The following is an 18,401-nucleotide window of genomic DNA, read 5'->3' on the forward strand; positions in this document are numbered from 1 at the left end:
CAGAAGAAATATTGCAGTACCGAATAGAAAAATGAGGTAGAAGGAGAGATTTTGTGATGAATTTTCAAAATATGATTTTGACGCTGCAAAAATTCTGGGCGGAACAAAATTGCATCCTGGTCCAGCCGTACGATGTAGAAAAGGGCGCAGGTACGATGAACCCGATGACTTTTTTGCGTTCAATCGGTCCGGAGCCTTGGAATGTAGCCTATGTTGAGCCTTCACGCCGTCCAGCTGACGGCCGCTATGGTGAAAATCCGAATCGGCTTTATCAGCACCATCAGTTTCAGGTTGTGCTGAAGCCTTCCCCAGACAACATTCAAGAGCTTTATTTGGAAAGCTTAAAGCAGCTCGGTATCGACGCGAATGACCATGATATTCGTTTTGTTGAGGATAACTGGGAATCACCTACTCTAGGCGCTTGGGGCTTAGGTTGGGAAGTATGGCTTGATGGTATGGAAATTACGCAATTTACCTACTTCCAGCAGGTCGGCGGTATTGATGCAAATCCAGTTGCTGTCGAAATTACTTATGGAATGGAAAGACTGGCGTCTTACATTCAACAAAAAGAAAATGTGTTCGATTTGGAATGGGTAGAAGGTGTAACATACGGAGACATCTTCAAGCAGCCAGAATTCGAGCATTCAAAATATACATTCGAGACTTCGGATTCAGCGATGCTATTCTCCTTGTTTAATATGTATGAGGAAGAAGCGAACAAAACACTGAACAACAACCTCGTATTTCCAGGTTATGATTATGTATTGAAATGCTCGCACACTTTCAATTTACTTGATGCGCGCGGTGCGATCAGTGTAACAGAAAGAACGGGCTATATAACTCGTGTAAGAAATTTAGCGCGCCAATGCGCTTCGACCTATTACGAGGAGAGAGAACGTCTCGGATTCCCAATGCTTAAGAAAGGAGTGGAGCAGCATGACTAAAGATTTCTTATTGGAAATTGGTCTGGAGGAAGTGCCAGCTCGCTTTGTGCGGGGCGCTATGAATCAGCTTAAGGACAAAACGGTGAAATTCCTCGCAGACTCTCGTATTGAGCATGGTAAAGTTGACGTTTTTGCAACTCCTAGACGTCTTGCTTTATGTATCCGCGATGTAGCAGAGAAACAGTCGGATATGAATGAAGAAGCAAAAGGTCCTTCACGTAAAATTGCGCAGGATGATCAAGGCAATTGGAGCAAGGCGGCTCTCGGATTTGCGCGCAGTCAAGGTGTTGAGCCAGAGCAGCTCTACTTCCAGGAGCTGGCGGGCGTGGAGTATGTTTATGCGAAGAAAAGCAGTATTGGTGCAAAGACTGCTTCCGTATTGCCAGAAGGTCTCGTTTCCCTTATCACTTCTATGTCTTTTCCAAAAAATATGCGCTGGGGCAGCTATGACCTGCGTTTTGTAAGACCGATTCGTTGGCTGGTAGCGCTGTTTGGCCAAGAGGTTATTCCGTTCGAAATTACTGGCGTACAAACTGGCAATGTATCACGCGGACATCGTTTTCTAGGTCAAGATGCGGTTGTGTCAGAACCATCGCAATACGTAGCGAAATTACGTGAGCAGCATGTTCTCGTGGATGTGACTGAGCGTGAGCAGCTAATCGTTGCACAGATTAATAAGCTTGCTAAGGAGAAAGATTGGGAAATTGCAATTAAGGAAGATTTGCTTGAAGAAGTTCTTTTCCTAGTCGAGTATCCCAATGTATTGTTTGGCGGATTTGATCCAGCCTTCTTGCAAATTCCTCAAGAGGTGCTTATTACTTCTATGCGTGAGCATCAGCGTTATTTCCCAGTGTTTAACAGTGACGGTCAACTACAGCCTTATTTTGTAACGGTGCGAAATGGTGATCTTAAATCGATTGAGCTCGTTGCAAAAGGGAATGAAAAGGTTTTACGCGCCAGACTTTCGGATGCTAAATTTTTCTATGAAGAGGATCACAAGCTTACGATTGACTATGCGCTGACAAAGCTTGAAAATATCGTTTACCATGAAGAGCTTGGATCGGTAGCCGACAAAGTAAGACGTATTCGTAGCACTGCGGACCTAATAAGCCAGCGTTTGAAGGCGAGCGAGCAAATGGCTCAGGATGTAAGCCGAGCAGCTGATATTTGCAAATTTGATTTGGTATCCCAAATGGTTTACGAATTCCCAGAGCTTCAAGGCATTATGGGCGAAGACTACGCTCGAAAAGCAGGAGAGCGCGATACAGTTGCCAAAGCTGTTAATGAACATTACCAGCCACGCTTCGCGGGAGATCACGCCCCTTCAGAATGGACAGGAGCAATTGTTAGCTTAGCGGACAAAATGGATACGATTGTAGGCTGCTTCTCAATCGGCATTATACCGACAGGCTCTCAGGATCCTTATGCGCTGCGGAGACAAGCGGCAGGTATTGTGCAAATTATACTGGCTCATGGACTCAAGCTTCAGTTGAACGAGCTGTATGAGCTAGCGTTATCTGTTCACGAGAAGCGTGGACTGAAGAAGGATGCCGCAGAAATTCGTAAAGATTTAGCTGATTTCTTCGCGCTTCGTGTTAAAAACGTATTGTCTGAGCAAGGTGTTCGCTACGATGTGGTAGATGCTGTAATGGCTGCAGGGTTCACTGATCTGAGCTCTACAATCGAGCGTGCGACAGTTATCCAAGCTCTTGCTGCTGGAGTTGATCGTGCTGAATTCAAATTGACGGTGGAGCAATTTAATCGTGTAAGTAATTTAGGTTCGAAAGCTGAAGGAACTGCTGTAGATTCCACCTTGTTCGCTGAAGAAGCGGAGGCAGAATTGTATAAGCAATGGCAGCTGCAGCGACCAACATTTACACAAGCAATTGAAGTTGGCAATATGGAAAAAGCATTACAAACGCTATCTGCTTTGAAGCCGTATATTCATATGTATTTTGAGAAGGTTATGGTAATGGCGCCTGATGAGGCTGTAAGAGCTAACCGCTTAGCTACGCTAGCCGGTATTGCAAATGATTTAGCGATAATCGCTGATTTCTCGAAGCTAGTATGGTAATTGGGTTAATTGGATTATAAGAGCATTCAACTGTCTTCGAACATTATGCGTCAGGAGGTTGATCGAGCATGTCAAGCGTTAATCCAGAAGTAGTGGTGTATGTTGTATCGGATGCAGCAGGAGATACTGGGGAGCTTGTTGTACGAGCTGCAATCGCACAGTTTCACCCGATAAATACTGAAATTCGCAGAGCACCATTTATTACCGAAGAAGAAGGGCTGCAGCGTATTGTAATGCAAGCGATGCAAAACGAAGCTATCGTATTATATACGCTAGTAATCCCGCATCTACGGGACAGCATGAAGAAGCTTGCTGAAGCCAGCGGAGTTGTTGCGATTGATTTGCTGGGTTCCTTTATCGAAACGCTAGAAGTGCGGACTGGACGAAAATCACGTCAAGAGCCCGGACTAAATCATGTGCTTGATGAGGATTACTTCCGTAGGGTGGAGGCAGTCGAATTTGCCGTTAAATATGATGACGCAAGAGATACATCAGGGGTGCTGAAGGCAGATATTGTTCTAGTGGGTGTATCCCGCACCTCTAAGACACCATTGTCGATGTACTTAGCTCATCAGAAATTTAAGGTAGCAAACGTTCCGCTCGTACCTGAATTGAAGCCGCCGGATGAATTGTTTAAGCTCTCTAAGAGAAAAATAATCGGGTTAACAATTGGAGTCCCCTATTTGAATATTATACGCAAGGAAAGGCTAAAGGCGCTCGGATTGCCGAATAATGCATCCTATGCGACTACAGATCGTATAGAGAAAGAGCTGCTTTATGCCGAAACGATTATGAAAAAGCTTGATTGTGTTGTCATCGACGTATCACATCGAGCTGTTGAAGAGACAGCGAGCTTAATTATGGAATATGTGCGAACGACATAGTGGCATAAGGCAGGATTTTTTATACTTTTGCCGTATATAATAATACAGTATAAGAAATTTAAATTGAGCGGTGATTTCATATTAGACCAAGCCAACCAACAATTGTTGTAGATGCTGATGCTTGTCCGGTTAAATCGGAAATTGTTGAAACGGCACGACAATTTTCGGTACCCGTACTAATGGTTGCCTCTCATGATCATCGACTGGAGCCGCAGGCGGGTATCGAAGTTGTTCAAGTAGATATCAGTGACCAATCGGTAGATCTGTATATTGTTAATCACATTAAGGCAGGTGACATTGTTGTCACCCAGGACTTTGGATTAGCGTGTATAGCCATCGGAAAACGTGCTGTCGTCATATCTCCGCGAGGAGAGCAATATACAAATGACAACATTGATTACTTGATGGAACGTCGGCACGAGCTTGCCAAGAGGCGTCGAAGCGGTGGTAAAACGAGAGGCCCAAAAGCGATGAATCATGAAGATCGCGATCGTTTTCAACAAAAGCTGACAAAAGTTTTGCGAATTGAGCAGGAGAACCATAACGTTTAGCGAATACTATTTACGTGTTACTTAGGATGAAGGTGATGAACGATGACATACGGTAATAAAATACCGGAAGAGATTATTGATGCTGTACGCAAGCATCATGACATCGTTGAGACGGTCGGGAAATATGTTCATCTCACGAAGCACGGCAAATATATGAAGGGGTTATGTCCGTTCCATTCGGAGAAGACTCCCTCGTTTACAGTTACGCCGGAGCTCCAAATTTACCATTGCTACGGGTGCGGCAAAGGCGGAAACGTCATACGGTTCGTCGAGGAGATGGAAGGTTATTCATTTCCTGAAGCCGTTCGATTACTCGCTGAGGATGCAGGGATGCCTGTAACATGGGCCTCTTCTGATGGGACTAAGTCCACTCCTCATGACGCAGATCGTTCCAAGATTATTGAAGCGCATGAATTGACAGTCAAGTTCTATCACCACGTGTTAAACAACACGAAGCAAGGTCAAGCAGCAAAGCATTATTTGAGAGAACGCGGACTTAGCGATAAGCTCATCGATCATTTTATGCTTGGCTATGTTCCTGATGATTGGGACTTGTTGGTTCGATTTTTAACAAATCGCGGATTTGATCTGGCATTAATGGAGAAAGGCGGATTATTATCGGCGAAGACGGACGGGAGCGGGTATGTGGATCGGTTTCGCAATCGCATCATGTTTCCGATTTGGGATCGAGACGGCAAAGCTACCGCGTTTGCGGGTCGCATTATAGGCGAAGGACAGCCGAAATACTTGAACACCTCGGAGACGATGTTGTTTACGAAGAGCAGAACCTTGTATAACTTGCATTTCGCACGGCCGGCAATCCGTAAGAGCAAGCAGGTCGTATTATTTGAAGGGTATATGGATGTCATAAAATCATGGAACGCAGGTGTGAAGAACGGTGTGGCCACAATGGGTACAGCGTTGACAGATGAGCATTGCGCCATGCTTAGAAGGCAGGCCGAGGAAGTTATCATTTGCTATGATGGTGATGACGCTGGACAAGCTGCAGCTTCGAAGTCAATTCCGATGCTGGAGAGTGCAGGCCTTAAGGTAATGGTAGCTATGCTTCCTAAGGGCAAGGATCCCGATGATTATATAAGCGAGTATGGGCCGGAAGCTTTCTTGCGTGAAACAATGGACCAACCGGTTTCAGTTACAAAATTTAAGCTTATATATTTAAGGAAAAACCATATACTGCTAAAAGAAGAAGGTAAAAAAAATTATTTGCTCGAGGCAGTACAAATTGTAGCAGATCTAGATTCTTCAACGGAACGCGAAGTCTACTTAAAAGAATTATCACGAGAGTTTGAAATATCACTTGATTCCTTGAAGCAGGACTGTCATGAAATACGGGTAGAGCTGCAAAAAAAGAAACCACAAGGGGATAATAACGACATTTCGTGGAATAATGGTAGGAATGAAAAGCGCCGTGCGTCCGGACCGCCAACACTTCAGCCAGCATACACCCATGCGGAACGAAGATTGCTGCATGTCATGATGCGGGACAACGGGGTTGCACAAGCGGTTCATGGGCAAATCGGCGATGCGTTTAATGTTGAGGATCACGCAGCGCTTGCTGCTTATTTATACGCTTACTATGCACAGGGCTATGATCCTGATGCCAGCCGTTTTATTGCAACACTTCATGACGATCGACTAGAGCGCGCGGCTGCATCCATCCTGATGATGGACGGTGACTTCCCGTTCGACGAGACAATAATGGACTCTTATATCCAGGATATTATAAAAGTTCCGCAATTTCGGGATATCGAGCGAAAAAAAGAAGAGATGGTACGTGCTGAGCGTATCGGCGATTTTTTGAAAGCAGCACAAATTGCAAGTGAGATTATAACCCTAGAGAGACAGCTTAAAGGTTGACGGACAATCGTTTCTAGGGAGGAGGGAGTCGGAATATGGCGAATGATCAACATACTGAACTAGATACCGAACAAAAACTGGATCATGTAAAAGATCAATTGATCGAGCAAGGCAAGAAGAGGTCTTCCTTGACGTATAAAGAAATAATGGAGAAACTGTCTCCATTTGATCAAGATCCAGAACAAATTGATGAATTTTTCGAGCAGCTCGATGATTTTGGTATTGAGGTACTGAACGAAAACGATGAACATAATCCACTCGCAGCTTCAGGTGATGATCGAGAGCAGCGGGAAACGGATGAATTCAATTTTGATGATGACTTAGCATTGCCGCCAGGCATAAAGATTAATGATCCGGTGCGGATGTACTTGAAGGAAATCGGGCGAGTTCCGCTTCTTTCTGCGGATGATGAAATTGAGCTTGCACAACGAATAGAGAATGGCGATGAAGAAGCAAAGCGGAGACTTGCAGAAGCGAACCTTCGTCTTGTTGTCAGTATCGCAAAGCGGTATGTGGGCAGAGGAATGCTGTTTCTTGACTTAATCCAAGAAGGTAACATGGGTCTCATTAAAGCGGTTGAGAAATTCGACCACCTCAAAGGCTTTAAGTTCAGTACGTATGCAACATGGTGGATTCGTCAAGCGATTACTCGTGCGATTGCTGACCAAGCACGCACGATTCGTATACCCGTTCATATGGTTGAAACTATAAACAAATTGATCCGTGTTTCTCGTCAATTGTTGCAAGAACTTGGACGCGAACCAACACCTGAAGAAATTGCCGAAGAGATGGAGCTTAGTACGGAGAAGGTTCGAGAGATTATGAAAATTGCTCAAGAGCCTGTATCACTCGAAACTCCGATTGGTGAAGAGGACGATTCACACCTTGGTGATTTCATCGAGGATCAAGAGGCGCTTGCTCCTGCAGATGCAGCCGCATATGAGCTTTTGAAAGAACAGCTTGAGGATGTACTGGACACATTAACTGAACGTGAAGAAAATGTACTACGTCTGCGTTTTGGTCTTGATGACGGCCGTACTAGAACCCTCGAAGAAGTAGGCAAGGTGTTTGGCGTTACGCGTGAGCGTATTCGTCAGATCGAGGCTAAAGCGCTTCGTAAGCTGCGTCATCCAAGCCGCAGTAAACGATTAAAGGATTTCCTAGAATAATTGATATTCGTTAAAGCTATGACCTTTCTGCTCGTGCAGCGAGGTCTTTTTTTCTCATATATAAGAAAGAATAAGAAATTATATGACTTTATACATAATAAGTTGTACGATCAAAGTCGAGACCGAAAGGACAGCGAACTTTAATGGATCAGGACCGACGGCAAATTATTGTTAGAGAAATTGATCACTGGCGAAGAAGCAGGCTGCTTCCCGATCAGTATTGCGATTTTCTGTTGAACTTATATGCGGATCAGGAAACGGTTCGAGATACTGCTGTACAGCATAACTCGGTTGGGAAAGCATTTGATGCTATACAACGCGCAACTGGCTTGCAGTGGCTCCTTACATTTGGAACTTTTACCTTAATTTCCTTTGTTGTGCTTTATTTTAACGGTTTTCATCCGTTATTGCAAATGGCTGTTGTAGCAGGCGCGGTGACTGTTTTTTTATGGATTGGCGGACGTCAGCGCAAGAGAAATGAAGCGATGGGTCTCTCCTTAATAAGTATCGGAATGCTGCTGCTGCTTGGCGGCGGATTGTATATGTTAAATTTGCACGGGCTTGACCAGTGGGGCTGGAAAGCGGCATTACTGACATTATGTTCGTTGTTCTGGGTCATTTATGGAATAGCTGCTCGTATACATGTGTTGCATCTTTGCGGATGGATTGCGGCTATTCTTGTGTATGCTTGGCTTCTTTCGCAGTACAAGCCGACTCCCAATTGGTATGAGATTCAAATCTATTGGCTACCGCTTGCCTGTTTGTTCGGCTGGAGTAGTTGGTTTGTACATCGCTGGTCTAAGCCTGTCTCTGCGGTGTTGTTTCTTATTGGTACACTCGTTTGGTTTATGCCGGAGTGTTATTCTATGATGTTCATTGATGGCGTAAATGGAGTTAATGGAGCGATAGGATTGCAGCTTCAGCTGCTCGTCAAAATCGGCATTGGTGGAGGGCTCCTCTTCACAATGCGAAAAAAATGGATGGTGTGGGTTGTATAATGGTGAAATTATCTAGACGACTGCAGCTCATTGCAGACTATGTAACAACGGGGTCGCGTATTGCTGACATAGGGTCTGATCATGCCATGCTGCCGGTATATTTATTGCAAATTGGTAAATGTCCATCAGCAATCGCTGGCGAATTAAATAAAGGTCCGTTTGAAGCGGCACGAAAACAAGCAGCGGATGCAGGACTGTCTGAGCGATTAACGGTCAGACAAGGTGACGGTTTAAATGTGCTGCAATCTGGAGAAGCAGATACGATTACCATCGCTGGCATGGGCGGCAGTCTAATGAGTGACATTCTGGAAGCTGGATACTTAAAAGGTAAGCTTGAGGGTGTTATGGAGCTTGTGCTTCAGCCCAATGTTGGTGAAGCCATTGTGCGTAGTTGGCTGTTGCAGCATGGATGGTATTTAGTGGAAGAATGTATTATTGAAGAAGATGGTAAAATATATGAAATTATGCATGCAGTAAAATCGGATCAGGCAGATTCACTTAATGAAAAGCTGTATGACACTGGTTTTCTAGGGCTGAAGCTGGATAAAGCTGTATTGTTTAGTGTGTTGAAGCAGATGGGACCTCATCTGCTCCGTGCGCCCCAGCCTGTTTTATTAAAAAAATGGCGGCATGAGCTGGATAAGCTTGCACGTATTTGCGAGCAGCTTTCTGAGTCAGAATTGCCCGAATCAGCAATGAAGCTGGTACAATTCAAAGCAGAGATGAATGTGCTGGAGGAGGTCTTGGAATGTTTGCAAACGGACAAACCGTAATACAGCTAATGGAGCAGTTAGCTCCTAAGCATTATGCGGTTGAGAATGATAAAATTGGACTACAGCTAGGCACGTTGAATAAACCGATAAAAAAACTAATGATTGCATTGGATGTAACGGATGCGGTTGTTGATGAAGCGATTGAAGCAGGTGCGGAGCTTATCATCGCGCATCATGCTATTATTTATCGGCCATTGGCGAAGCTGGACACTTCGACGCCAGCGGGACAATTGTATGAAAAGCTTATTAAGAATGATATTGCTGTATATATCTCACATACCAATTTGGATGTAGCTGATGGTGGAATCAATGACTGGCTTGCGGATATGGTTGGAATCGCGCCGAATGGTCGTCAAAGCTTGGAGGAGGTTCATACAGACAAGCTGTATAAGCTTGTAGTATTTGTTCCAGAAAGTCATCACGAGCAGGTGCTGCAGGCTATGTGGAGGGCTGGTGCTGGAGAAATCGGCAACTACAGCAACTGCAGCTTCAATAGTAAAGGAACAGGTACTTTTGTACCCGGGCCTGAAACGAATCCTTTTATAGGTATTCAAGGCAAGCTGGAGAGGACGGATGAAGTAAGAATCGAAACGATTGTTCCATCCAGTGTTCACCGAAAAGTGGTTCAAGCTATGCTGAAGGCTCATCCTTATGAAGAAGTAGCTTACGATTTGTACTCGATTGATTTGAAGGGGAGATCCTTTGGTCTTGGTCGAGCAGGCAAACTAACTGAGCCGACAAGCTTAGGTGAGCTTGCTGAACGGATGAAGACGGTATTTGATGTACCAGTTGTTAGAGTAATAGGTCCATTAGACCGTAATATACGCAAGGCAGCAGTCCTTGGCGGAGCTGGCTCCAAATATGTCCGGCACGCGATGTTTGCTGGAGCTGACGTGCTCATAACAGGTGATATCGATTACCATACTGCACATGATGCGCTGGCAGCTGGCATGACGATCATTGATCCTGGTCATAACATCGAGAAGGTTATGAAGCAACGCGTTGCAGACTGGCTAAATGAACAGCTTCTTACTAGCAAATCCGATACGAAAGCTGTTGCTTCTACTCTTAATACCGAGCCGTTTGTATTTGTCTAGGAGGATTTACATTTTTTTGAAATATAAGAATTTATAAGTTTTACACTTATAAAATGCTTATATTTTGCGAGAAACGCTTTGTCCTTATAGAAGGAGGAAGAATTTGTTTCTTCTTAAGGGTTGAGCTTTGAAGCAATTACTTGTATACTTAACGATGCTACGGAAAGTTTGACAGACAATCGCTGGCGGCCTTGTTGCCGCGAGAGGAAAGTCCGGGCTCCGCAAGGCAGGATGCTGGATAACGTCCAGTCAGCGCGAGCTGAAGGATAGTGCCACAGAAATGGACCGCCGATGGCCGGCTTTTAGCCGGCACAGGTAAGGGTGGAACCGTGGTGTAAGAGACCACGAGGAGCATAGGTGACTACGTTCCTGGTAAACCCCATCTGGAGCAAGACCGAGAGGGTGCAGCAGCCGCAAGGCTGCAGCCTTAGCCTGAGGCGCACCCGGGTTGGTTGCTTGAGCCGCTCAGTAATGTGCGGCCTAGATAGATGATTGTCGCTTCATCGTGGGAGGGTCGTTCCCGTTTGAACCACCAGAAGTACAGGACCCGGCTTACGGCAAACTTTCCGCACGACTATCTCTAAGCGATTAGGGCTGGTGCCCTACATTGATGGCAAAAGCCCGTTCGCTGTGATAAGTAGCTATATAATTGAGATATACTGTAGAGCATCTGCTCACAGTTGAAATAAGCAGAAAAAAAGCGTGATCAGTTATCTGATTCACGCTTTTTTTATTGAGATGATGGATAGAAATGTAATGTAGACTAATTATACGCAATCTGTTTATTAATACCGATTATTTTTGAAACCGCGATTGAATTCGATCCAGTCTGCGTTTTACTAGTTCGGGATAGGATTGAAGCGCACTGCTAAAAGTAGAAGCTGACTGCAGTGCCTTATCTACGTCAATTTCACCATATCCGAAATAAATATCTTTGCCTTTCTCCCCAAGATCAATAGCCGATGTTCGCATAATTTCCATCACTTCGACATTGGTCAGATCAGGATTGACTGAACGAATCAAGCCTGCAAGTGCAGCGACATGAGGACTAGCCATCGATGTTCCCGACAAGGCCGCATATTGACTGCCTGGATAGGTGCTTGCAATGCTGTCACCAGGAGCTGCTACGTCAATATAATCGCCATAATTAGAGAAGGAGGACTTCTCTTTATTACTGTTCGTTGAAGCAACTGCGAACACCTCTGGATAAGCCGCAGGGTAACCGGGACGATCTGTATTATCATTTCCGCTGGCTGCAATCAAAACAACATCTCGTTCATAAGCATATTTAATGGCATCATGTAGAAAGTCTGCTTGCGCATAGTTGCCAAGACTCATATTAATGACTTTTGCGCCGTGATCGACGGCCCATATTATACCTTTGGCAACAGAATAGGTAGACCCTGCGCCGCTGCTGTCAAGTACCTTTACTGGCATGATCTTGTTATACCAGGACACTCCAGCCACGCCTTCTCCATTATTGACGGTTGCTCCAATAATTCCTGATACATGAGTACCGTGACCGACATCATCGTCGGGTTGAGCAGCGGTGTCCACGATATTTGTTCCGGCGATCAATTTTCCTTGAAGATCGGGATGATTACTTTGTACGCCTGTATCTAAGACAGCGACAATGACCTGATCATTGCCTTTAGACAGCTTCCACCCTTTTTCTGCCTCAATGGAAGGCAAATTCCATTGATATTCCGAATATAAAGCATCATTCGGTGTGATCACGTCGGCATCAGCTGTTTCATTCGTCATATATAAATAATGAGGCTCTGCATATTCTGTGTTCCACGATTGTTTGAAATATTTGATTAGCTGCTCCGTTTCGATATTTTTGGAACGGAACACGAATGTATCGCCAATTTGTTGAGTGGCTTCTGCATGGATCTCATTTTTGATTCGATTCATTTCGGATTCAGAAATTGGTTTCGCAAAATGGACGACAACATCTTTAATGTGATAGTGACTGGCATTCCCGTTATCTTCGCCATTACGTACAGTTGTATCGATCGTGGAGTTCGGCACTACCGATTCAATTTTGTAATTACCTTCTGAAGGGTAAGGAGTAAGACGTAAATTGCGTAATTGATGCTTTTCAACTGACTTCACAATATCTTGTTTGATTACACCTACAACACCTATGCCAGCATGTTTAGAATCGGGAACGCCGAGTACGATATAACGTGACCCTTTACTATCTTCAAAAGGGGGAGATTGAAATTTGACTCCTTTTCTTACTTGCGCTTTAGCATTAGCAACAAAGTTCTTTGCTTTCTCATTCGCTTGAGGGATAGTACCTCGGTCAACACTTCGTTCACCGGATATCCAGCTGACGTAGCTCATATGCATATGTTCATGCATAAGATGTTTAATCTTTTCTTCCGCTGTGGCTTTAGAATCACCTGTTGCTGTCATCATTTTTTGGAAATCCTTTGTGCATTCCGTTGAACAAAGCATAGCAGTTGCATTCATATCGTTCTGAAGAGCGGTGAGCTTAAGGGTTTTCTCATGCTTGGCCGAAAAGGTTTGAGTTTGAGGTGCTTTTTCTGTTTTTTTTGGAGCAAACCAATTCGTTGAAGGTATAAGTAAAGCCGCAATCGCGATAATTGTTAGTGCTCCGATCCATTTTTTTTCCATACATGCAACCTCCTGTAATCATCATCTCTGAATCGATAAGTCTAAAATATAGCTTCGGGTTTTTAAGTTGAAATTATGCGAACTAAAGCATTAAACGCCAGTACCACTTCTATGCAATTTGTGGTACGATTAAGTTGACTGTATTTTTTTACGAAATAAATGATTGTTGTCGGGAATATGAAAGGGGATCTACCTATATGCCATCTGCTAACGTCAAAGCGCTCAGTGAATCAACACGCACAAAGCTCAAAGATGCGGTTAACCAATTGGAACCGTTTCTGAACAGCAACGCTTTGCTCCAATTGACCAGTGAGGACAATGGAGAAGAAGCCCAAACCTTTTATAAAGGTCTGTTATCCGATTTGAGACATTTATTGGTATTTTCTGAAGTCTCAGTTGAAAAGCTGGGAGTATTGCTCAGACGGCCCAATTTTGATACAGATTATGCGGAACGCGTGCTGTATGAAGTGTACCACCAATGCATAAACGCGTTTTATTATCCGAAAAATGAATGTTATTCCGAAGATGGGCGTTATGCTTATACTGGTCAAGATGCCATCCGTTTCCGTTACAAGCCGATTCGCCATTCGCGCGAGGTTGTGCTTGGCTTATCGAAGATTTTTGAGGAGCTGCGTGACGAATTGGCCTATTATGAAAATGACTACATGACACAGCGCCGTATGCAAGGACAAAAATAAGGCAGTATGAATCACTTCCGGTCAGGGTAACTTGATAACGGGGGTGATTTTTTTATGCCGAGTGGCGTGTCATGTAGTGTAGCCAATTGCACCTTTTGGAAGGAAGGCAATAACTGTGCGGCTGATCAAATTAAAGTTGATATCGATCAGCATGCAGTGGCTAATTTCAACCATGAATTTGCAAGTGACAATTTAGGCTTATTCCATGAGGATCATGCTAAACAGTCTGCTGCGACTTGCTGCCAAACCTTTAAACCAAAGGAGTGACGCCTTATGGACAAGTTTGAAGAGGGTTCTGATGATCAGAATTTAGATGAGCTTGATCGAACAACGCTTGCGGCAACTTCTGTTGCTGGGACAGGCAGCATGCTGAATGTGAATGAAGAGATGGGTGCAGACTTTGCTGTAGAGTCTCCAGGCTTGTATACGGAGCGGAGAGAGGATGGAGACGTAGACAGATTCGAGCGAACAGAAACCGAAAGCGCGGCGAACGCGTTAGGATGGGTATCGCTTGCATTTGCTATAGCATCATGGTTTATATGGCCGGTATTACTTGGAGCAACTGCGATAGTACTTGGCTTTATTGCCTATCGACAAGGTTCAAAAGTACTCGGTGGTTGGACTATGGCAATCGGAATTATAGCCTTAGCATTAAATTTAATTATTGTTCCTTTTTATTACGCGATAACCTAAAGGAAAAAAGCTCCTTCCTGTTTAAGCGGGAAGGAGCTTCTTTATTACATACACATTTTTATCCGTTTATGCTCGACGCTTGTTCACGATGTCTTTGAACCTCTTCATTTAGAGCAAGCATTTGCCTGTCAAGCAGGTCGATCATTGAAGCGGAGCCTTTTAGCTGCTGCTGTATATGTGGCGGAACTTGTTCATTAAATTTATAATAGATTTTATGTTCCAGGCTTGCCCAGAAATCCATCGCTATCGTTCTGATTTGAATTTCAACAAGCACATGCTCTGTTCGATTCGTTAAAAATACCGGAATTTCAATAATTAAATGGATACTCTGATAACCGTTTGGCTTAGGTTGTTTCACATAGTCTTTTACTTCAACGACTTTAACGTCACTCTGCTTGCTGATCATATCGACAATGTGATAAATATCATTCGAAAAGGAGCAAATAACTCTTACGCCTGCGATGTCTCGGATAAACGACTTGGCATTTTCTAGGTTAATATCTAAATGCTTTCGTTGAAGCTTCAGCATGACGCTCTCTGGTGTTTTAATTCTAGTTTTCATATGCTCAATCGGATTATAATCGTGAATGAACTGAAATTCCTCATTTAAGATGTTAAGTTTAGTTTCTACTTCATCTAAGGCAAATTTGTAGGTGAGGAAAAAATGAGCCCATTGCTTAAATTGGTCGGTTTTCATAAGTTAATCACTCCTGTCAGAAATATAAGTATTGTGGGAATGTTTACAAGAACGTTACTATATAGACAAGATTCGTTGTATTATTATAATGGTCGATAAAATATATGAAGTCAAATTTATCGATTTTTGGAGAACGCATAGGGCAGGAGAGATATTATGATTATTAATATAAAAAACGTTTCATGGGATCGTGAAAATAAATCGATATTGCGAAATGTAAATTGGGAAGTGCAAGAGGGAGAACATTGGTGTTTGCTCGGCCTTAACGGTTCTGGTAAAACGACACTTTTAAATATGATCAACGGATATATATGGCCAACGGAGGGCAGCATGTCCGTTCTTGGTAAGACGTTCGGTGAATTTGATTTGCGTGAGCTTCGCAAGAGCATCGGCTGGGTAAGCACATCATTGCAGCAAATGCTATATGGCAGTGAGACTGCATTGAAAATTGTATTGAGCGGCAAGTTCGCCACGATCGGATTATATGATCAAACAGATGATGAAGATCTTATAAAAGCGAAAGACTTAATGCAATCGCTCGGCTGCTCGGCATTAATTAATTCCATCTATGATACTTTATCACAAGGGGAAAGGCAGCGTGTTCTTATTGCGAGAGCGTTGATGGCTTCTCCCAAGCTGCTTATTTTGGATGAGCCTTGTACAGGTCTAGATGTATTTGCCAGAGAACAGCTGCTTCAAATGATAGCAGCAGTCGCCGTTCAGGAGAACGCTCCAACCCTTGTGTATGTTACTCACCATGTTGAGGAAATATTGCCTTGCTTCTCAAAAACACTTCTAATTAAAGAAGGACAGGTATTTGCGGCAGAAGACACAGCAAATGTTTTGACCTCGAATACTATGAGTGAGTTTTTCGGTGTTCCAGTAGCTATTGAATGGCGTGAGGGGAGAAGCTGGCTTGCTGTAAGGGGGGCTTTATGGAATTAGTATTACAGAGGCAAGAGCAACAGCCTGAGAGAAGAAGGCGAAAATTAAAAGCATGGTTATATGAACGGTATAGTGTTCGCAGCGAGCATGATCATTTTATGTGGCGAATTGCTACCGGAAGTACGGCTTTTTTTGGTTCACTCTCCATGCTCGCTGCTGTTTTTGGTATGCCAACCGGTTTAGGCACCGTTATCGATATTATTTTATTTCTTAGTGCGAATGCAGCGGCTATGGGAATTGCGGCTATTATTGTTTCCTTTTTATTCTCTATGGCATATTTGCCGATACCGCGTCGTTTTGCCGCTGTTTGGCTATACGCAGCTGTAGAAACCTATATTATTTTATTTTTTTCCGAATTCGGAATATGGATGTCAATTATAGTTTCAATAATATTCATACTCATAGGCTCAATAGCGGGCTGTTTGCTAGGCTTGCTCTTAAGAATGAAGATTAAGAGCGGAAGTAAAGCAGTTATAGCATTTGTATTAGCTTGTACCACCGCTGCTGTATTTGTAACAGTTGACTGGAATAATGTCGCCTCTGTTCCTGTCAGAGCTAGCTTACAGGATGAAGGAGCTGCTGATCGAGTAGCAGTAGATGCTATAAAAGAATTGAATCCGGCTGAACTAGGCCGTTTTGAAATTTCGTCATTTACGTACGGCAGTGGTAAAGATAAACATCGTGATTTGTTTGGTAATGAGGTTGACTTAGAGACAGATTCAGTAGATGCTTCAGCCTATATAACGAAGTGGTCAGGATTGAAAACTAGATTTTGGGGTTTCGATGAACATGAATTGCCGTTAAATGGCCGTGTGTGGATGCCGAAGGGAGATGGGGTCTATCCGCTTGCGCTTATCGTGCATGGCAATCATTTAATGGAGAGCTTTTCAGATGGCGGGTATGCTTATTTGGGTGAACTGCTCGCAAGCAAAGGGATTATTGCTGTATCGGTTGACGAGAATTTTCTGAATTATTCGGTTTGGTCTGGCATTCCCAATCACGATATGAAGATGCGGGCTTGGGTGCTGCTCAAGCACCTTCAGCAAATTCAAATGTTAAATGAACAGGCTGACAATCCTTTTACAGGTCATGTCGACTTCGAAAATGTCGCACTCGTAGGTCATTCACGTGGTGGGCAAGCTGTTGCGATGGCCGCGGATGCTGACCGATGGTTTAAAGAGGATAAGACACTCGCGAGTTTGAGTGAGGTACAGGTTAAATCGGTTGTCGCAATTGCGCCTACCGATAAGGAGGTAGATGATAAATCCGCCCGTTTGCGAGATGTCAATTATTTAACGCTGCAAGGTGCAAGAGACAGTGATGTAAACAATTTTTATGGAGATCGACAATACAGCCGTACGACCTTTACACCGGAGTCAGACAAGTTTAAAGCGGCTTTATATATAGCTGATGCCAACCATAGTCAATTTAATACGGATTGGGGCAAGATGGATGAACGACCTCCGGGCGGTCTATTTCTTAACCGTAAAGGAATGTTGGAAGGTGAGGAGCAGCGTCAGATATCCAAGGTATACATTTCGGCTTTTCTTCAAGCCACGCTGCTTGGGGAAACTGATTATATAGCCTTGTTCCGTGATTATCGCAGCGGTTTAAACTGGCTGCCTGATACGGAATATATGAATCGTTATGAAGAAGCCAGCTTTACTGAAATTGCGAGGTATGAAGAAGATAGCAGCAAAACGACATTAAAGACTGGCGGCGCTGCTTCAGCCAAAGGTATGGTGGCCTGGCAAGAAACTTACGCCAAAGATCGCGATGGCCATAATAAAGGAACGAAAGGCATCGAGCTGGAATGGAGTGAATCTGGCGCTAGCTATGAGCTGAAGCTTTCCGCTGAGAAAATGGAGCAATTAGAGTCGATTCCAGAAGCTAATCTAGTTTTCTCAATGGCGAACCTAGAGCGGGATTTGATGGCTGTAAAAGAAGAAGATGAAGAAGGCGAAACTGAGAACGAAGAAAAGGTTGCGGATAGTGATGGTGAAGGATTGCTTGAGCTTCCTCCATTACCGCAAGTAGAAATAGAATTGACAACATTCGACGGTACGAAGAGGGAAATAGAGCTTGACGATATCATGCCGGTTCAGCCATCAATCTACACGGCGTTCATGTCGTTTTCATGGCTAGAGCAGCGGATAAAGGATGAAAAGTATAAACAAGCCAATGAGCCGGTATTTCAAACCTATGTGCTTCCGATCAACAAATTTGGATCAATGGATACAACGCTTGCCGTTGAAGATATAAGCCGTATAACGTTCCAGTTCATAAATGGACCGGGTAAGGTTATGCTTGACGATATTGGTTTTATGTCTTAATGGGTATAACAAGAGCGGGAG

At 43.8% G+C, this 18,401-nt stretch carries 16 protein-coding genes and 1 other RNA gene; 15 read left to right on the top strand and 2 right to left on the bottom strand.

The genetic code is table 11. The features are described 5' to 3' along the window. Nucleotides 1–56 precede the first annotated feature (56 nt). The 10 genes from glyQ to rnpB all read left to right on the top strand — a co-directional run bounded on the left by glyQ (nucleotide 57) and on the right by rnpB (nucleotide 10,938). On the top strand, nucleotides 57–944 hold the full coding sequence (gene glyQ, locus AC0YN7_RS13045; protein WP_475810441.1) for a glycine--tRNA ligase subunit alpha: 888 nt from the start codon (nucleotides 57–59) through the stop codon (nucleotides 942–944). Next, nucleotides 937–3,018: a glycine--tRNA ligase subunit beta gene (glyS, locus tag AC0YN7_RS13050; RefSeq protein ID WP_475810442.1), complete on the top strand. Its 2,082-nt coding sequence runs from the start codon at nucleotides 937–939 to the stop codon at nucleotides 3,016–3,018. The genes glyQ and glyS overlap by 8 nt, the downstream gene beginning before the upstream one ends. A gap of 68 nt (nucleotides 3,019–3,086) precedes the next feature. Beyond that, nucleotides 3,087–3,902, top strand: a complete 816-nt coding sequence (locus tag AC0YN7_RS13055; protein ID WP_475810443.1) for a pyruvate, water dikinase regulatory protein — start codon at nucleotides 3,087–3,089, stop codon at nucleotides 3,900–3,902. A gap of 80 nt (nucleotides 3,903–3,982) precedes the next feature. Further along, nucleotides 3,983–4,453 (top strand): YaiI/YqxD family protein, encoded by a 471-nt coding sequence (locus tag AC0YN7_RS13060; protein ID WP_475810705.1) that lies wholly within the window; start codon nucleotides 3,983–3,985, stop codon nucleotides 4,451–4,453. A 42-nt stretch (nucleotides 4,454–4,495) separates the two neighbouring features. Continuing rightward, entirely contained in the window at nucleotides 4,496–6,331 is a 1,836-nt protein-coding gene (dnaG, locus tag AC0YN7_RS13065; protein ID WP_475810444.1) for a DNA primase, read from the top strand. A gap of 35 nt (nucleotides 6,332–6,366) precedes the next feature. Then, entirely contained in the window at nucleotides 6,367–7,500 is a 1,134-nt protein-coding gene (gene rpoD / locus AC0YN7_RS13070) for an RNA polymerase sigma factor RpoD (RefSeq protein ID WP_475810445.1), read from the top strand. A gap of 143 nt (nucleotides 7,501–7,643) precedes the next feature. Beyond that, nucleotides 7,644–8,498, top strand: coding sequence for a hypothetical protein (locus tag AC0YN7_RS13075; RefSeq protein WP_475810446.1), 855 nt, complete (start codon nucleotides 7,644–7,646; stop codon nucleotides 8,496–8,498). Then, nucleotides 8,498–9,271: a tRNA (adenine(22)-N(1))-methyltransferase gene (locus tag AC0YN7_RS13080; RefSeq protein ID WP_475810447.1), complete on the top strand. Its 774-nt coding sequence runs from the start codon at nucleotides 8,498–8,500 to the stop codon at nucleotides 9,269–9,271. Before AC0YN7_RS13075 ends, AC0YN7_RS13080 begins: the two co-directional genes overlap by 1 nt. Beyond that, complete coding sequence (locus AC0YN7_RS13085) at nucleotides 9,247–10,368, top strand: Nif3-like dinuclear metal center hexameric protein (RefSeq protein ID WP_475810448.1); 1,122 nt, start codon at nucleotides 9,247–9,249, stop codon at nucleotides 10,366–10,368. The genes AC0YN7_RS13080 and AC0YN7_RS13085 overlap by 25 nt, the downstream gene beginning before the upstream one ends. A 163-nt stretch (nucleotides 10,369–10,531) precedes the next feature. Continuing rightward, nucleotides 10,532–10,938, top strand: an RNA gene (rnpB, locus tag AC0YN7_RS13090) — RNase P RNA component class A. Between the two features lie 225 nt (nucleotides 10,939–11,163). On the opposite strand, the gene AC0YN7_RS13095 is transcribed toward rnpB, so the two are convergent. After that, nucleotides 11,164–13,014: a S8 family peptidase gene (locus AC0YN7_RS13095; RefSeq protein WP_475810449.1), complete on the bottom strand. Its 1,851-nt coding sequence runs from the start codon at nucleotides 13,012–13,014 to the stop codon at nucleotides 11,164–11,166. A 197-nt stretch (nucleotides 13,015–13,211) separates the two neighbouring features. On the opposite strand from AC0YN7_RS13095, the gene AC0YN7_RS13100 reads away from it, so the two are divergent. Genes AC0YN7_RS13100 through AC0YN7_RS13110 form a run of 3 tightly spaced genes read left to right on the top strand, consistent with a single transcriptional unit; the run spans nucleotide 13,212 to nucleotide 14,405 of the window. Next, entirely contained in the window at nucleotides 13,212–13,712 is a 501-nt protein-coding gene (locus tag AC0YN7_RS13100; protein WP_475810450.1) for a YpuI family protein, read from the top strand. 54 nt (nucleotides 13,713–13,766) lie between these two features. Next, a complete protein-coding gene (locus AC0YN7_RS13105; RefSeq protein ID WP_475810451.1) occupies nucleotides 13,767–13,979 on the top strand; it encodes a DUF1540 domain-containing protein in 213 nt (70 codons plus the stop codon). Between the two features lie 6 nt (nucleotides 13,980–13,985). Next, nucleotides 13,986–14,405, top strand: a complete 420-nt coding sequence (locus AC0YN7_RS13110) for a hypothetical protein (protein ID WP_475810452.1) — start codon at nucleotides 13,986–13,988, stop codon at nucleotides 14,403–14,405. Between the two features lie 58 nt (nucleotides 14,406–14,463). Here AC0YN7_RS13110 and AC0YN7_RS13115 read toward each other — a convergent pair whose 3' ends face one another. Next, nucleotides 14,464–15,102, bottom strand: coding sequence for a GTP pyrophosphokinase (locus AC0YN7_RS13115; RefSeq protein WP_475810453.1), 639 nt, complete (start codon nucleotides 15,100–15,102; stop codon nucleotides 14,464–14,466). Between the two features lie 156 nt (nucleotides 15,103–15,258). Between AC0YN7_RS13115 and AC0YN7_RS13120 the strand changes: the two genes are divergently transcribed. Continuing rightward, entirely contained in the window at nucleotides 15,259–16,047 is a 789-nt protein-coding gene (locus AC0YN7_RS13120; RefSeq protein ID WP_475810454.1) for an ABC transporter ATP-binding protein, read from the top strand. After that, nucleotides 16,038–18,380 carry an alpha/beta hydrolase family protein gene (locus AC0YN7_RS13125; protein WP_475810455.1) on the top strand — a complete coding sequence of 781 codons (2,343 nt, stop codon included), beginning with the start codon at nucleotides 16,038–16,040 and terminating at the stop codon, nucleotides 18,378–18,380. The genes AC0YN7_RS13120 and AC0YN7_RS13125 overlap by 10 nt, the downstream gene beginning before the upstream one ends. Nucleotides 18,381–18,401: the final 21 nt, after the last annotated feature.

This window comes from Paenibacillus sp. J31R122 (assembly GCF_056269185.1).

What these genes read in the sequence shown, in the direction of transcription:
- glyQ (WP_475810441.1), top strand. Translation starts at nt 57, where the DNA reads ATGAATTTTCAAAATATGATTTTGACGCTGCAAAAATTCTGGGCGGAA.
- glyS (WP_475810442.1), top strand. Translation starts at nt 937, where the DNA reads ATGACTAAAGATTTCTTATTGGAAATTGGTCTGGAGGAAGTGCCAGCT.
- AC0YN7_RS13055 (WP_475810443.1), top strand. Translation starts at nt 3,087, where the DNA reads ATGTCAAGCGTTAATCCAGAAGTAGTGGTGTATGTTGTATCGGATGCA.
- dnaG (WP_475810444.1), top strand. Translation starts at nt 4,496, where the DNA reads ATGACATACGGTAATAAAATACCGGAAGAGATTATTGATGCTGTACGC.
- rpoD (WP_475810445.1), top strand. Translation starts at nt 6,367, where the DNA reads ATGGCGAATGATCAACATACTGAACTAGATACCGAACAAAAACTGGAT.
- AC0YN7_RS13075 (WP_475810446.1), top strand. Translation starts at nt 7,644, where the DNA reads ATGGATCAGGACCGACGGCAAATTATTGTTAGAGAAATTGATCACTGG.
- AC0YN7_RS13080 (WP_475810447.1), top strand. Translation starts at nt 8,498, where the DNA reads ATGGTGAAATTATCTAGACGACTGCAGCTCATTGCAGACTATGTAACA.
- AC0YN7_RS13085 (WP_475810448.1), top strand. Translation starts at nt 9,247, where the DNA reads ATGTTTGCAAACGGACAAACCGTAATACAGCTAATGGAGCAGTTAGCT.
- AC0YN7_RS13095 (WP_475810449.1), bottom strand. Translation starts at nt 13,014, where the DNA reads ATGGAAAAAAAATGGATCGGAGCACTAACAATTATCGCGATTGCGGCT.
- AC0YN7_RS13100 (WP_475810450.1), top strand. Translation starts at nt 13,212, where the DNA reads ATGCCATCTGCTAACGTCAAAGCGCTCAGTGAATCAACACGCACAAAG.
- AC0YN7_RS13105 (WP_475810451.1), top strand. Translation starts at nt 13,767, where the DNA reads ATGCCGAGTGGCGTGTCATGTAGTGTAGCCAATTGCACCTTTTGGAAG.
- AC0YN7_RS13110 (WP_475810452.1), top strand. Translation starts at nt 13,986, where the DNA reads ATGGACAAGTTTGAAGAGGGTTCTGATGATCAGAATTTAGATGAGCTT.
- AC0YN7_RS13115 (WP_475810453.1), bottom strand. Translation starts at nt 15,102, where the DNA reads ATGAAAACCGACCAATTTAAGCAATGGGCTCATTTTTTCCTCACCTAC.
- AC0YN7_RS13120 (WP_475810454.1), top strand. Translation starts at nt 15,259, where the DNA reads ATGATTATTAATATAAAAAACGTTTCATGGGATCGTGAAAATAAATCG.
- AC0YN7_RS13125 (WP_475810455.1), top strand. Translation starts at nt 16,038, where the DNA reads ATGGAATTAGTATTACAGAGGCAAGAGCAACAGCCTGAGAGAAGAAGG.